Source organism: Sphaerisporangium sp. NPDC005289, from assembly GCF_040607455.1.
In the GTDB taxonomy this organism is placed as follows: domain Bacteria; phylum Actinomycetota; class Actinomycetes; order Streptosporangiales; family Streptosporangiaceae; genus Sphaerisporangium; species Sphaerisporangium rhizosphaerae.
This window is the reverse complement of sequence record NZ_JBEXGS010000016.1, coordinates 106,123-120,360: the sequence shown is the minus strand read 5'-3', so window position 1 is coordinate 120,360 and position 14,238 is coordinate 106,123. Positions and strand designations below refer to the sequence as shown.

General features: G+C 72.3%; 7 protein-coding genes. 1 reads left to right on the top strand and 6 read right to left on the bottom strand.

Features of this window, described 5'->3' with window-relative positions:
- Positions 1–194: 194 nt before the first annotated feature.
- From gatB to ABZT47_RS26200, 5 genes are all read right to left on the bottom strand, one after another.
- The gene (gene gatB, locus ABZT47_RS26220; protein WP_354847294.1) at positions 195–1,703 is read right to left on the bottom strand and encodes an Asp-tRNA(Asn)/Glu-tRNA(Gln) amidotransferase subunit GatB; all 1,509 of its coding nucleotides are present in this window, start codon (positions 1,701–1,703) and stop codon (positions 195–197) included.
- Positions 1,700–3,190 carry an Asp-tRNA(Asn)/Glu-tRNA(Gln) amidotransferase subunit GatA gene (gene gatA, locus ABZT47_RS26215; RefSeq protein WP_354847290.1) on the bottom strand — a complete coding sequence of 497 codons (1,491 nt, stop codon included), beginning with the start codon at positions 3,188–3,190 and terminating at the stop codon, positions 1,700–1,702. Before gatA ends, gatB begins: the two co-directional genes overlap by 4 nt.
- Complete coding sequence (gatC, locus tag ABZT47_RS26210; protein WP_354847287.1) at positions 3,187–3,486, bottom strand: Asp-tRNA(Asn)/Glu-tRNA(Gln) amidotransferase subunit GatC; 300 nt, start codon at positions 3,484–3,486, stop codon at positions 3,187–3,189. The genes gatA and gatC overlap by 4 nt, the downstream gene beginning before the upstream one ends.
- 134 nt (positions 3,487–3,620) lie before the next feature.
- Positions 3,621–5,687: an EAL domain-containing protein gene (locus tag ABZT47_RS26205; RefSeq protein WP_354847284.1), complete on the bottom strand. Its 2,067-nt coding sequence runs from the start codon at positions 5,685–5,687 to the stop codon at positions 3,621–3,623.
- A gap of 465 nt (positions 5,688–6,152) precedes the next feature.
- Positions 6,153–10,163 carry a S8 family serine peptidase gene (locus ABZT47_RS26200; protein WP_354847280.1) on the bottom strand — a complete coding sequence of 1,337 codons (4,011 nt, stop codon included), beginning with the start codon at positions 10,161–10,163 and terminating at the stop codon, positions 6,153–6,155.
- Between the two features lie 304 nt (positions 10,164–10,467).
- Here ABZT47_RS26200 and ABZT47_RS26195 point away from each other — a divergent pair, with 304 nt between their 5' ends.
- Positions 10,468–11,571: a helix-turn-helix transcriptional regulator gene (locus ABZT47_RS26195; RefSeq protein WP_354847278.1), complete on the top strand. Its 1,104-nt coding sequence runs from the start codon at positions 10,468–10,470 to the stop codon at positions 11,569–11,571.
- 222 nt (positions 11,572–11,793) lie between these two features.
- On the opposite strand, the gene ligA is transcribed toward ABZT47_RS26195, so the two are convergent.
- Positions 11,794–14,070, bottom strand: coding sequence for an NAD-dependent DNA ligase LigA (gene ligA / locus ABZT47_RS26190; protein WP_354847275.1), 2,277 nt, complete (start codon positions 14,068–14,070; stop codon positions 11,794–11,796).
- Positions 14,071–14,238: the final 168 nt, after the last annotated feature.

The window sequence follows — 14,238 nt, the reverse complement described above, 5'->3', positions numbered from 1 at the left end:
TCCCCCGCATCACCCTAAACCAACACCACTCACAAATTCTTCAACATCGCTGGATGAATCCAGTCCCAGGTATGAGCAACTTATAGGTGAAAAGCGTACTAAGTACGGAAGCTAGGTTCGCCTCACATAAGGCGGACGGGTCTCGCGGACCATTTCCGCGAGACCCACACGCACACCGACGGACGGTTCGGTGCCTACTCGGAAACGCCGAGCTTCTCCAGGATCAGCTCACGGGCACGGCCGGCGTCCGCCTTGCCGCGGCTGGCCTTCATCACGCCGCCCACCAGCGCGCCCACCGCGGCGATCTTGCCCGAGCGCACCTTGTCGGCCGCGTCGGCGTTGGCGGACAGCACCTGGTCGATGATCGAGGACAGCTCGCCCTCGTCGCTGACGATGCGCAGGCCGCGGGCCTCGACCACCTCGTCCGGGGAGCCCTCGCCGGCCAGCACGCCCTCGAGCACCTGCCGGGCCAGCTTGTCGTTCAGCGCGCCGGAGGCCACCAGCTCGACCACCCGGGCGATCTGCTCCGGCGTGATCGGCAGCTCGGCCAGGGGCGTGCCGGACTCGTTGGCGCGCCGCGCCAGCTCGCCCATCCACCACTTGCGCGCGTCGGCCGCGGGCACCCCCGCCTTGACGGTCGCCTCGACCAGGCCGAAGGCGTCGGCGTTGTACATGGCCGCCATGTCCAGGTCGGAGACGCCCCACTCGGCCTGCAGCCGCCTGCGCCGCGCCGTGGGCAGCTCGGGGAGCTCGGCGCGCAGTTCGGCGACCCACTCGGGGCTCGGCGCGATGGGCAGCAGGTCGGGCTCGGGGAAGTAGCGGTAGTCCTGCGCCTCCTCCTTGGACCGGCCAGAGGTGGTGGCGCCGGTGTCCTCGTGGAAGTGGCGGGTCTCCTGGACGATCTTGCCGCCGTCGGCGAGGATCGCCGCCTGCCGCTCGATCTCACCGCGCACCGCCCGCTCGACGCTGCGCAGCGAGTTGACGTTCTTGGTCTCGGTGCGGGTGCCCCACTCGCCGGCGCCGCGCGGCATCAGCGAGACGTTCACGTCGCACCGCAGGGAGCCTTCCTCCATGCGGACGTCGGACACGCCGAGCGTGCGCATGACCTCGCGCAGTTCGGTCACGTACGCGCGGGCGACCTCGGGCGCGAGCTTCTCGGTGCCCGGGATGGGCTTGGTGACGATCTCGACCAGCGGGATGCCGGCGCGGTTGTAGTCGACGATCGAGTAGTCGGCGCCGTGGATGCGGCCGGTCGCGCCGCCCACGTGCGTGGACTTGCCGGTGTCCTCCTCCAGGTGGACCCGCTCGATCTCGATGCGGACGGTCTCGCCGCCCACCTCGACGTCGAGGTAGCCGTTGCTGCACAGCGGCTCGTCGTACTGGCTGATCTGGTAGTTCTTCGGCATATCCGGATAAAAGTAATTCTTCCGGGCGAAGCGGCACCATTCAGCGATCGTGCAGTTCAGCGCCAGGCCGATGCGGATCGTCGACTCGATTGCCTTGTCGTTGGCCACGGGGAGCGCGCCGGGCAGCGCCAGGCACACCGGGCAGACGTGGGTGTTGGGCGGCGCGCCGAAGGCGGTGGAGCACCCGCAGAACATCTTCGACGCCGTGCCGAGTTCGACGTGGGTCTCAAGACCCAGCACCGGCTCGAAACGCTCCAGCGCCTCGTCGAACGGCATGACGGAGTGGGTGGTGGTCACAGGGACGGAGCCTCCTTCAGCAGCGGGCCGCCCCAGCGGTCCTCAAAGGCCTTCTCGACGGCGGCGCCCACCCGGTAGCAACGGTCGTCGCCGAGCACGGGGGCCATGATCTGCAGGCCGACCGGCATGCCGTCCTCGTCGGCCAGACCGCAGGGCACCGAGATGGCGGCGTTGCCCGACAGGTTGGCCGGGATCGTGCACAGGTCGGCGAGGTACATCGCCATCGGGTCGTCGGCGCGCTCGCCGATCGGGAAGGCGGTGGTGGGCGTGGTCGGCGAGACCAGGACGTCCACCTGGTGGAAGGCCGCCTCGAAGTCGCGCGCGATGAGCGTGCGGACCTTCTGCGCCGAGCCGTAGTAGGCGTCGTAGTACCCGCTGGACAGCGCGTAGGTGCCGAGCATGATGCGCCGCTTGACCTCGGGGCCGAACCCGGCGGCGCGGGTGAGCGCCATGACCTCCTCGGCGCTGCGGGTGCCGTCGTCGCCGACCCGCAGCCCATAGCGCATGCCGTCGAACCTGGCCAGGTTGGACGAGCACTCGGAGGGGGCGATCAGGTAGTAGGCCGGGAGGGCGTAGCCGAAACTCGGGCAGGAGACCTCGACGATCTTGGCGCCGAGGGACTCGAGCAGGTCGACGGCCTCGCGGAAGCGGGCGATCACGCCCGGCTGGTAGCCCTCGCCGCCGAACTCCTTGACCACGCCGACGCGCAGGCCGGCGACGTCGCCGCGGCGGGCGGCCTCGACGACCGGCGGCACCTCCTCGTGGATGGAGGTGGAGTCCATGCTGTCGTGGCCGGAGAAGGCCTCGTGCAGCAGCGCGGCGTCGAGCACGTTGCGCGCGAACGGGCCGGGGGTGTCCAGCGAGGAGGCGAAGGCGATCAACCCGTACCGCGAGGAGCCGCCGTAGGTGGGCTTCATGCCGACGATGCCCGTGACGGCCGCCGGCTGGCGGATCGAGCCGCCGGTGTCGGTGCCGGTCGACAGGGGCGCCTGGTAGGAGGCGACGGCCGCGCTGGAGCCGCCCGAGGAGCCGCCGGGGATGCGGCCGAGATCCCAGGGGTTGCGCGTCGGGCCGTAGGCGGAGTTCTCGGTGGAGGAGCCCATCGCGAACTCGTCGAGGTTGGTCTTGCCCAGGATGACCAGGCCCGCCTCGCGCAGCCGCGCGGTGACGGTGGCGTCGTAGGGCGGGCGGTAGCCCTCGAGGATCTTGGACCCGGCCGTGGTGGGCATGTCCTTGGTGGTGAAGACGTCCTTGTGCGCGATCGGCACGCCCGCGAGCGGCCCGAGGGGCTCGCCGGCGGCGCGGCGTTCGTCCACCGAACGGGCCTGCGCCAGCGCCGACTCGGTCGCCACGTGCAGGAAGGCGTTGACCTGCGGGTCGACCTCGGCGATGCGGTCGAGGTGGGCCTGGGTGACCTCGACGGCCGAGACCTCGCCGGAGGCGATCAGGGCGCCCAGCTCGGCGGCGGTCTTGCGGGTCAGGCTCATGCCTCCTCCCCGAGGATGCGCGGGACGCGGAAGCGGTCGTCCTCGACCGCCGGGGCGGCCGCCAGGGCCTCCTCGGGGGTCAGGCACCGGCGCACCTCGTCGGGACGGTAGACGTTCGTGAGCGGCAACGCGTGCGACGACGGCGGGATGTCGTCGGTGGCGACCTCGGAGACGCGCGCGACCGCGCCGATGATGTCATCGAGCTGGGTGGCGTAGTGGTCGAGCTCGTCATCGGACAGCGCCAGCCGGGACAGCCGGGCGAGGTGCGCGACCTCGTCGCGGGTTATGGCGGACATGAGTCGTTAACCCGTTTCATGGATGGCAATCGGACAGTGTCATCCTAGGGCGCGTGACCGAACGTGGCCGAACCATTAAGCATGGTTCTCCGGGCCATGACCGCCGGTGATCACCGGTCCGGCGGCCCCGGGCCCTACAGGGCCGTGACCCCGCGCGTGCCGCAGCGGCCGTAGGACGGCGCGCCCACCCGCTCGCCCAGCCAGTCGGTCATCTCCCCCGCCGGCATCGGCTCGGCGAACCGCCACCCCTGGGCGGCGTCGCAGCCCATGTCCTGCAGGCGCTGGGCCACCTCGTCGCTCTCGACGCCCTCGGCCACCGACCGCAGCCCGAGCGAGCGCACCAGGTCGACGATCGAGCGGACGATGCGCTCGTCGTCCACGGTCTTGCCGAGCCGCTGCACGAACGAGCCGTCGATCTTGACCTCGCACACCGGCAGCCGCTGGAGGCGCACCAGCGAGGAGTACCCGGTGCCGAAGTCGTCCAGGGCCAGCGGGATGCCGAGCTCCACCAGGGCGTGCACCGAGTCGGCGGTGTAGGCCTGGTCGGTCATCAGGATGCGCTCGGTCACCTCGAGCTGGATGGCGCGCGGCGGCAGGCCCAGGCGGTCGAGTCCGGCTTCGATCAGGTCGGGCAGGGTCGCGTCGAGCAGGTCGCGGGCCGACACGTTGACCGACACGGGCACCTGGATGCCCGCGTGCCACCAGTGGGCCGCCTGCTCCATCGCGGTGTCGATGACGTACTGGGTGATCTGCCGCATCAGGTACGACTGCTCGGCCAGCGGGATGAAGTCGTCGGGCAGGATCGGGCCGCGCTCGGGATGCCACCACCGCAGCAGCGCCTCGACGCCCTCCACCATGCCCGAGGCGAGGCCGACCTTGGGCTGGTAATGCAGCTCCAGTTCGCCGCGGCCGATGGCGCGGCGCAGGTCGCCGAGCAGGTTCAGCCGCTCGGGCGAGTTGCGGTCCTTCTCGGCCAGGTAGACCTCGACGCCGGTGCGGCCCTCCTTGGCGAAGTACATCGCGACGTCGGAGCGCTGCAGCAGCAGCTCGAAGTCGGGGGCGTGGTCGGGGTACAGCGCGATGCCGATCGAGGCGTCCAGGTCGAAGGTCATGCCTTCCAGCCGGACCGGTTCGGTGAGCGCCACCCGCAGCCGCGCCGCCACCTCGCGAGCGGCCGTGGCGTCACGGACCGTCGGCAGAAGCACGGCGAACTCGTCCCCGCCGAGCCGCGCGACGACGTCGCCCGGCCGCACGCTGTGGGTGAGGCGGTGCGCGACGATCTGCAGCAGCCGGTCGCCGACCGGGTGCCCGAGGGTGTCGTTGACCTCCTTGAACCGGTCGAGGTCGAGCAGCAGCAGGCCGACCCGGACGTCCTCGCGGGCCTCGGCCAGCGCCTCCTCGGTGCGCACGATCAGCAGCTTGCGGTTGGGCAGGGACGTCAGCCCGTCGTGCATGGCCTGGTGGTCGCGGCGCACCGACAGCGAGGCGGTGAAGTACAGGGCGGCGAGGGGCGCGACGAACAGCGGGGTCAGCGCCGGGGAGCGGCTCATGACGACCACGACCAGCGGGGCGAGCCCGAGGAGCGCGGCGTAGACCAGGCTCTGGTGGCCGATGCTCGTGCGGATCACCCGCGGCAGCGACCGGCGCTCGTGCAGCGCCACCGCCCCGCAGACCAGCAGCCCGCGCACCACGAAGTACGCCACCGCCGCGAGCGCGACCGCGGCGATGTCGGTGCCCTCCGGCACCCAGGGCGCCGCCGGGTGGGGATGGTGGCCGAACGCGGCGAGCACCACGGCCGCCCCCGTCGTGGCCAGGGTCACCTGGGAGACGTTGAACAGCACCCGGTGCCAGGCTCTGCGGTGGACCAGGCCGCTGACGACCAGCGCCAGGGCGTGGATCAGCACGGCCACCGACAGCCCGTGGTAGAGCAGCACGGCGAAGGTGAACAGCGTCGAGGTGGCCGTGCCCCCGGCCAGGCGCGAGGAGGAGACCACGATCGGCCGGAGCTCTCCGAGCACGACCAGGACGATGAGCACCCAGAACAGCGAGGTTCGCGCCAGGTCGGCGAGATCGCCGAGGCCGAGCCTGATCTCGGCGGTGAGCAGCGCCGCCAGGCCCGTGGCGACGACCCCCGTGAGATAGGTCCACAGCGGGGAGAAGGGACGCGGCGGCGTGTCCCTCGTGTCGGATGGATCCGTCATAAGCAAGTAAACCCCCAAGAGGTCACTATGGGAGGGTACGACCTCTGGGCCACTTCGCGAAACCGGTTGGGCACGTTCCGTTACCGGTTATTTCCGGCATACGGCGGTTCTGCTTCGTCTGCGGCATGGATGCCGGATGACTGAAACCTAATGAAATAATCTTCTAGGGGTATTTTTCCAGGATCGATGCCGTCATGCAGCGGAGATCGTCCGGCCGGCGACCGGCGGGAACCGGTTCGATCCCCCCGTCGGTCCTCCCCGGACCGGCCGCCGAACTTCCGCCGGACAGGTCACCCTCCGAGTACGGGCGCCGGCGACAATGGGCGAAGGCCCGCCACCGGTGCGGTGACGGGCCTTCGGGAAGCGGACCCTCTCCGGGATCGGCCGGACGGGTTCGCTGGTCGGGCCGTGCCGTATGGCCTGGCCGGCCGGCCCTGGACGGACGCGCGCGCCCGCGGCGCGGCGTCAGTACCGGAAGCGCTGCAGCCCGTCGGCCCAGGGGTTGACCACGTACCCGGTCCGGCTCGCCGGGTCCAGGTACAGCCCCTGCCTGCTGTCCGGGCTGATGTTCGACGTGGCGATGGTCGAGTTGACCAGGTTCACCACCGGGTGCCGTGCCAGGACCTTCCCGGTGTCCGGCTCGATGACGGTGATCTCGCTCAGGGCGTTGTTGTCCCCGGTCGTGCCCGCCTCGTACAGGTGCGCGATCACCGCGACATGGTTGAGGTCGTCCAGCGCCGCCCACGCCGGGCCGTGGGTGCCGAGGTCCGCGGGCGCCGGGCCGGTGAGCGTGGCCTGGTCGGCGACCGTCCAGGTGCTCGTCGGGAACTGCCCGCGGTCGGGCGTCGAGGCGCCGGCGAGCATGTACACCTTGGCGCCCTTGCCGTCGGGGTAGAACCCGGCGGTGCATCGCGGCGCGTCGATGATCGGCGTGACCGTGCGGGCGTCCAGGTCCGCCCGGACCGTCCAGAACGGCACCCGCGTGTTGAGGCAGGGGCCCTGCGTGCCGGAGGTGGCGGCGAAGACGGCGCCGGTGGCCGCGTCGATCGACACGCTGCGGAAGGTGCGTCCGAGGTTCGCCGGGTTCAGCGGGATGGGCGTGCCAACCTTCCCCGTCGCCATGTCCACCGGCCACAGCTCGGCCAGGCCCGACCGGGCGTCGAAGGTCGTCACGGCCGCCCGGTGGCGCACCCGGTCCACGGCGCCGCCCTCCAGGAGGGTCATCTCGCCGTGGGTGTCGTCCTGGAGCGTGGTCGCGAGAACGCGCTTGCCGGTCGCGGTGTCGCGCACGTCGAGCTGCGGCGCCGCCGCGGCGTCGAACGGCCTGCGGGCGATCAGCGTGTGGCCGGTCGCCGGGTCCGAGCCCACGACCGACTGCGTCTGCGTGCCGCCGGACTCGCTCAGCAGCGGCGCACCGAGCTTGCCGTCGATGAGCGAGTACGGCGTCGTGGCCGAGGTCCTCACATGGGTCCCGCCGTCGTCGCCCTCGGCGAACTCGTCGGTGGCGATGAGCGCCGTCCGGCCGGTGACGTCGAAGTTCTCCAGCGCCCCCGTGACCGGTTCGCCGTCGCGGTACTCCAGGAACGACGTCGGGGACGCCTGTCCGACCGGACGGCCGCCCCGGGTCGCCAGCACGCGCACCGGGTACTGCGTGCCGGTGGTCAGGCGCAGGGCGTTCAGGTCCAGCACCGTGGTGCCCTTGGCGGACGGCAGCGCCCGCACCAGCGTGGAGGCGTGGTCGACGCCGTTGTCGTCCGGGCCGCTGCCGTTCTGGTTGGTCGCGGTGTTCAGCGACCCGTACAGGGTCGGGCCGGGGGTGAGGAACTCCACGGCCGCGCCGTCGGCGCCGCGCACGTCCTTGACGTCCCAGGACACCTTGAGCTTCGGCGCGGCCAGCGTGACCAGGGCCGAGTGGCCCTGCTCGCCGTCGCCGCCGGTCAGCAGGGGCGCCTGCGGGCGCTGGTCCGCGCCCTCGCCGACGCGCACCGCGCGGAAGTCGCCCCACACGGCGCCGCCGTTCAGGCTGACGCCGACGCCGTAGATCCCGGCGCCGCCGGCCGCGAAGGCCGAGGCTGGGATCGTCACCGAGCCCTTGCGCCCGGCGAGCGGGGTGCTCCAGTGGGCGCGGAACTTGTCGGTCGTGGACAGGGGCGTCCAGTGGCCGACGGAGGACAGCACCAGCGTGGCGTCGGACAGGTCGCGGGTGCGGGACAGGTCGTACTGCACGGTCAAAGGCTTGCCCAGGGCGATCGATCCCGGCACGACCGGCGCGGGCGCCCCCGTGCGGGTGCCGTCGGAGGCGGAGAAGGTGAGGCTCCGCGAGACGGCGGCGACGGGCTTGCCGTGGCGCAGCGCCTCGAACACCACCGGCACGGTCCGCTCGCCGTCGGCGGCCACCGGCAGCCCCGCCGCGGTGAGAAGCTCCTCGGGGAGCACCCGCAGGCTCGGCCCGGCGGCGGCGATCCGCCCACGGTCACCGACGCGCAGCCGGTAGGTCAGATCGGCGTCGCCGCCGGTCATGTCGAGCCCGAAGGTGATCGGCGAGGTCGCGTTCTGGCCGGACGACTCGCCCCAGAAGTCCGCCGGGCCGGTCAGGTCCAGGTGGGCGGGGTCGGTGGCCTCGACGAACGAGGAGGTGACGTCCGTGGCGATGAGCTGCCGGTGCGCGACGGACAGGCGCAGCGCGGCGGTGGGGATGCGGTGAGAGCCGCCGAGCACCTTCTCCACGGCGGCGGTCACGTCAAGCTGCGGCCCCACGTGCAGCTCCTGGTCGGCCTGCGGCGGCTGGGCCACCGGGCGGCCGGTGGAGATGAGCAGGTCGCGGACCTCCCGCGGGCTGAGCTTCTGGCCGGTGGCCCGCGCGGCCGACAGGACGTTCGCCGCCGCCGCGGCGATCATCGGCGCGGAGGCGGACGTGCCGCCGTTCAGCGTGACCTGCGGCCCGTCGGGGGAATGGAACAGCGTCGGCAGGTTGTCGCCGGGCGCCGCCAGGTCCACCCGGCTGCCGAACCCGGAAGAGTAGCTCGCCGCGCCGTTGTACCGCGTCGTCGGGTAGGTGGCGGTGCGGACGTCCGCCGAGGTGAGGGTGTCGTCGACCGTGGTGCCGCCCGCCGAGATCACGCCGGTGTCGCGCACGAGCGTGGGAGTGCCGGTCGCGGCGACGTCGTCGAGCGTCGTCTGCGCGGAGGCGCTGCGGGTGAGCTCGGTCGGGGTGCTGCCGCCGTCCGGGCCGATCGAGACGGGCAGGCCCAGGCGCGTGCCGTCGTTGGAGGAGACGACCACGACGATGCCCGAGTCCACGATCTCGCGCAGCGTCCGGCGGATCTGCGGGTCCTCCTCCAGCCAGCGGGAGGGGAAGCCGATGGACCCGTCGGTGCCGAAGCCCAGACTGGCGGTGATCACGGTCGGCCGCGGGCGCTGGGCCGCCGCCGCGCGAAGGGCCGCGTCGATGCCCCTGCTGGAGGGCTCCTGCGGGATGACCAGGCGGTAGTCGGCGCCGGGCGCGATGCCGAGCAGGTCGGTCGGCCCGCTGCCGGTCGCCTCGGGACGCTGCCGGTCGTGCGGGAGGGGCGCCATCATGCTGAAGTCCATGAGGACCTCGCCGAGGTAGGGGTCCTGGCCCTCGATCGCGCCGGTCGGGTCGAGACGGCCGTCGTTGTCGGCGGTGTAGGCGGGGATCAGCGGGAGCGAGGGGTAGTCGAGGTAGCGCTGCCCGTCCTTGACGACGGACGTCGGGCCGTAGGCGCGCACGTAGTCGTCGCCCGCGTCGGCCATCGCCTGGTCGGTGAGGTCGCCCAGGGATACGTTCGTGATGATCTGCCCCTTGCCGGGCAGCGCGTGCAGGTAGGTCGCGAAGTGCTGGAAGGCGCCGACCGCGTTGACGCCACCGGCGTTCAGATACGACTGGAACGAGGTCGTCAGCCCCTCGTTGGCAGGCACGGCACTCGGCGCCGCCGCGGTCGGAGCCGCGTCCGGGCCCGGCGTCGCGTCCGGGCTCGCATCCGGGGCCGCGTCCGGGGCCGTCTTCGGGGTCGCGGACCGCGCGGCGGGGTGGCCGAGCGCGGACAGGGCGGCGCGGGGGATGGCCACCGCGCCGTAGTTCATGGCGCGCGGGCGCACCGCGGAGGTCGCCAGGCCGGACGGCGCGCCGACGGTGTAGGGGGTCAGCCGGGCGGCGTCGGCCCGGCGCTGCAGGCCGGCGGCGGTCGGGGTGAGCGGCACGCCCAGGCCGGTGCGGCCGGAGTTCTGCGGCACCGGGAAGACCCGGTTCCTGCCCGCCTTGTCGGTGAGGCTGCCGGTGCCGTCGTCGGTCCAGCGGACGACCGACCCGTCGGCCAGCGTGACGGAGTGCGCCGCACCGTCCGTCCCGGGCCCCTCCTCGGCCAGCGCGGCGGGCGTGCCTGACGCCAGCAACGCGGTGGCCAGCAACGCGGCGGCCGCTGTGGCGGCTGAGACGCGCCTGAAACCTGCGGACATTCTCGTCCCTTCGGGGGGTGTTACTACCAGGTAAAATGTCGCTTTTGCACCAATCGACATGATCACCCTGGCGGCGCTCCCACTCCTGAGCAAGCCCTTGCACCTGCCACTTAGCGCAACTGCCCATGTGAGACGCCCAGCCCGTGGACCGCCTTCCACGGAGACGGGACCAGTCCGACCATCACCGCCGCCGCGCCCCCGCGCACCAGACGTCCCTCGGATCGGTTCGGTCGGAGGCGGATTCGGGGAGAGGGGCGGCGGGTCGTACGATCGACGCCACGCGCACGCTTCGAGGAGTGACCCGATGGACCCGTCCCCCGGCGCGTCCTGGGCCGCCACCGGCCTGACGCCCCTGGCCGGGCAGGTTCTCGAATACCTGGTCGGCCATCCGGACTCCGGTGAGAGGACCGTCGCGGCGGCGGTCGGCGCGACGGCCGAGGACACCCGCCTCACCCTGGCGTCCCTGGAGGCCGACCTGCTGGCGGTGCGCGTCGACGGCACACCGGCCGGGGCCGGCGTGGAGGGGCCGCCCTCGCGCTGGCGCGCGAGCCCGCCGCGCTCCTCGCTCGGGTCGCTGCTGGCCCGCAGACGCCAGGACCTGGCCCGCGCCGAGCTGTACACGGAACGGCTGCACGAGCTTTACCGGGCCGCGGCGCACCGCTACGTCGACTCCGACCTGTTCGAGGTCCTGGAGACCCCCGCCGAGGTCGCGACCCGCTACGCGCACCTGCTCAGGACCGCCCGCGAGGAGGTGCTGCACCTGGCCAAGCCGCCCTACGTGACCTCCGTCCCCGTCCCCCGCGACGGGGAGGGACGTCCCGGTCCGGCGGCCGAGCTGGTCTGGGGGGAGGAGGTCAGGCTGCGGTCGGTGTACGACAGCGACGGGTTCACCGACGCGGTGTCACTGGAGACCGCGCTGCGCGGCACCTCCCGGGGAGGGGAACTGCGGCTGGCCCCGGACGTGCCGATGAAGCTGGCGGTGTTCGACCGCACCGCGGCGATCATGCCTCTGGGCGGGGCCGACCCGGCCGGCGGTTCGCTCGTGGTGCACTCGCCGCCGCTGCTGGAGGTGCTGACCGCCCTGTTCGAGAACATCTGGCACCGCGCCGTCCCGGTCTCCCTCGGCCCCCACCCTCCCGCCCCGGACGACCGAACCTCCCCTGCGGCCGACCGGGCGGCCGTCCGGGCCTCCGCCCTGGGCGGCCCGGACGAGCGGACCCGCGAGATCCTGCTCCTGCTGTCGGCGGGGATGAAGGACGAGGCGGTCGCGCGGGTGCTTCACCTGAGCCGCCGGACGGTCCAGAAGCACATCAGCGACGCCGCCAAGACGCTGGGGGCGAGGACGCGCTTCCAGATCGCCCTCCTCGCCCGCGACCGCGGCTGGCTCCACCCCGGCCAGGACACCTGACCGGCGAACGGCCACCGTGCCAGTGCGGTGACCACATACGTTCACCGGGCGCGGCTCTCCACCTCCGGCCACACCTGGTGCGGTGACCACATACGTTCACCGGGCACGGCTCTCCACCCCGGCCATGTGCTGCAGTGATCGGCGCCGGGTCGGCGGGTCGTGGTACGGCGATGCCGGCGCCTGCCACGGCGCCCGAGCCGGTGAACGTTCGTGGACGGCGCGCTAGGCGCCGGCCGTCTCCGCGGCCTCGACGGCGGGAACGATCTCGTCGGCGGTGGCGTCGGCAGTGGCCTGGTCGGCGTCGGCGGGGGCTTCGGAGCCGGTGTCCGGCTCTTTCGGGGGACGGACGGCGTCGGGGCCCTGGGCGAGGAGGGTCTCGAAGGCCGCCTCGTCCAGGATCTGGACGCCCAGTTTGGCGGCCTTGTCGTACTTGGAGCCGGCGTTCTCACCGGCGACCAGGAAGTCGGTCTTCTTGGAGACCGAGCTGGTCACCTTGCCGCCGCGCGCCTGGATGGCCTCCCCCGCCTCGTCCCGGCTGTATCCGGCCAGCGTGCCGGTGACCACCAGCGTGAGGCCGGCGAGGGTCTGCGGGCCCTCGACGGCCGGGGGCTCGTCCTCCATGCGGACGCCCGCCGCCTTCCAGCGCACGACGATCTCGCGGTGCCAGTCTTCGGCGTACCACTCCTGGATGGAGGCGGCGATGGTCGGGCCGACGCCCTCGACGGCGGCGAGCTCCTCCTCGGAGGCGCCGAAGATGCGCTCGAGGGACAGGAACGCCGCGGCCAGGGCCTGCGCCGCCGTCGGGCCGACGTGCCGGATGGACAGCGCGACCAGCACCCGCCACAGCGGCCGGTCCTTGGCGACCTGGAGCTGGGACAGCATGTGCTCGGCGTTCTTGCTCGGCTCGCCGTTCATGTTGGCGAAGAAGGTGACGACCTTCGGCTCGCCGGTCTCGGGGTCGGTCTTGGGCAGGCCGGTGTCCTGGTCGCGGACCACCGACTTGATCGGCAGCAGGCGCTCGATGGTGAGATCGAACAGGTCGGCCTCGGTGCGCACCGGCGGCTCCTGCGGCGGCAGCGGGGCGGTGAGCGCGGTCGCGGCGACGTACCCCAGGCCCTCGATGTCGAAGGCCCCGCGGCCGGCGGCGAAGAAGATGCGCTCGCGCAGCTGCGCCGGGCAGGACTGGGCGTTGGGGCAGCGGATGTCGACGTCCGCCTCCTTCATCCGCCGCAGCTCGGTGCCGCACTCGGGGCAGTGGGTGGGCATGACGAACTCGCGCTCGCCACCGTCACGCAGGGCGGCCACGGGGCCGACGATCTCGGGGATGACGTCGCCCGCCTTGCGCAGCACCACGGTGTCGCCGATGAGCACGCCCTTGCGCGCGACCTCGGAGGCGTTGTGCAGCGTGGCCCGCTCGACGGTGGACCCGGCGACGACCACCGGCTTCATCACCCCGTACGGCGTGACCCTGCCGGTGCGTCCCACGCCGACCTGGATGTCCAGCAGCTTGGTGTTGACCTCTTCGGGCGGGTACTTGAACGCGATCGCCCACCGGGGGGCGCGGGAGGTGGAGCCGAGCTGGCGCTGCGCCTCGATGCGGTCGACCTTGACCACCACGCCGTCGATCTCGTACACCGGGTCGTGGCGATGCTCCCGGTAGTACTCGATGAAGTCGTTGATCTCGGTGAGGCTCTCGACGACCTTGTAGGTGTCGGCGACCGGCAGCCCGAACGCGCCGAGCCGCTCGTAGATCGCCGACTGGGCCTCCGGGCGCGGGGAGCCGCCCTCCCAGACGCCGACGCCGTGGCAGATCATGGACAGGTCGCGTTGCGCGGTGATGCGCGGGTCCTTCTGCCGCAGCGAGCCGGCGCCGGAGTTGCGCGGGTTGGCGAACGGCGGCTTGCCCGCCGCGACGAGCTGCTCGTTCAGCTTGTGGAAGCCCTCGACCGAGAGGTAGACCTCGCCCCGGACCTCCAGCCGGTCGGGGATGCCGTCCCCGGTGAGGCGGTGCGGGATGTTCTTGATCGTCCGGACGTTGGCGGTGACGTCGTCGCCCACCCGGCCGTCGCCCCGGGTCGCGCCGCGCACCAGCCGGCCCTTCTCGTACACCAGGTCTATGGCCAGGCCGTCGATCTTCAGTTCGCACAGGTAGGGGCCGGGATCGGCCTCCAGCAGCCGTTCGGCCCTGGCCTGCCAGCCCGCGAGGTCGGCGTCGTTGAAGGCGTTGTCCAGGCTCTCCAGCCGCCGCGGGTGCTGGACCGGGGTGAAGTCGGAGGAGATGGGCGCGCCGACCTTCTGCGTCGGGGAGTCGGGCGTGCGCAGGGAGGGATGCGCCTCCTCCAGCTCGCGCAGCTCGCGCATCCACGCGTCGTACTCGCCGTCGCTCACGGTCGGCGCGTCGAGCACGTGGTAGCGCCAGTTGGCCTCCTCGGCCAGCTCGGCCAGCTCGGCGTGGCGCTCCAGTGCGCTCACGGGCACGCCCTCGACCTCGGCAGCCATGCCGTCTCCCCTCATCGTTCAGCCCCAAGGAGAACGCTACGGGCTACGAAGAGTGCTCGCGCCCTCGCACAGACGTCCTACCAGGGGAATCATTACTCCTACCATGTCACCCACCACCGACATTTCCCCACGAAATGGACTCCCCTGCCAGCCCCCTGATGCGATGAC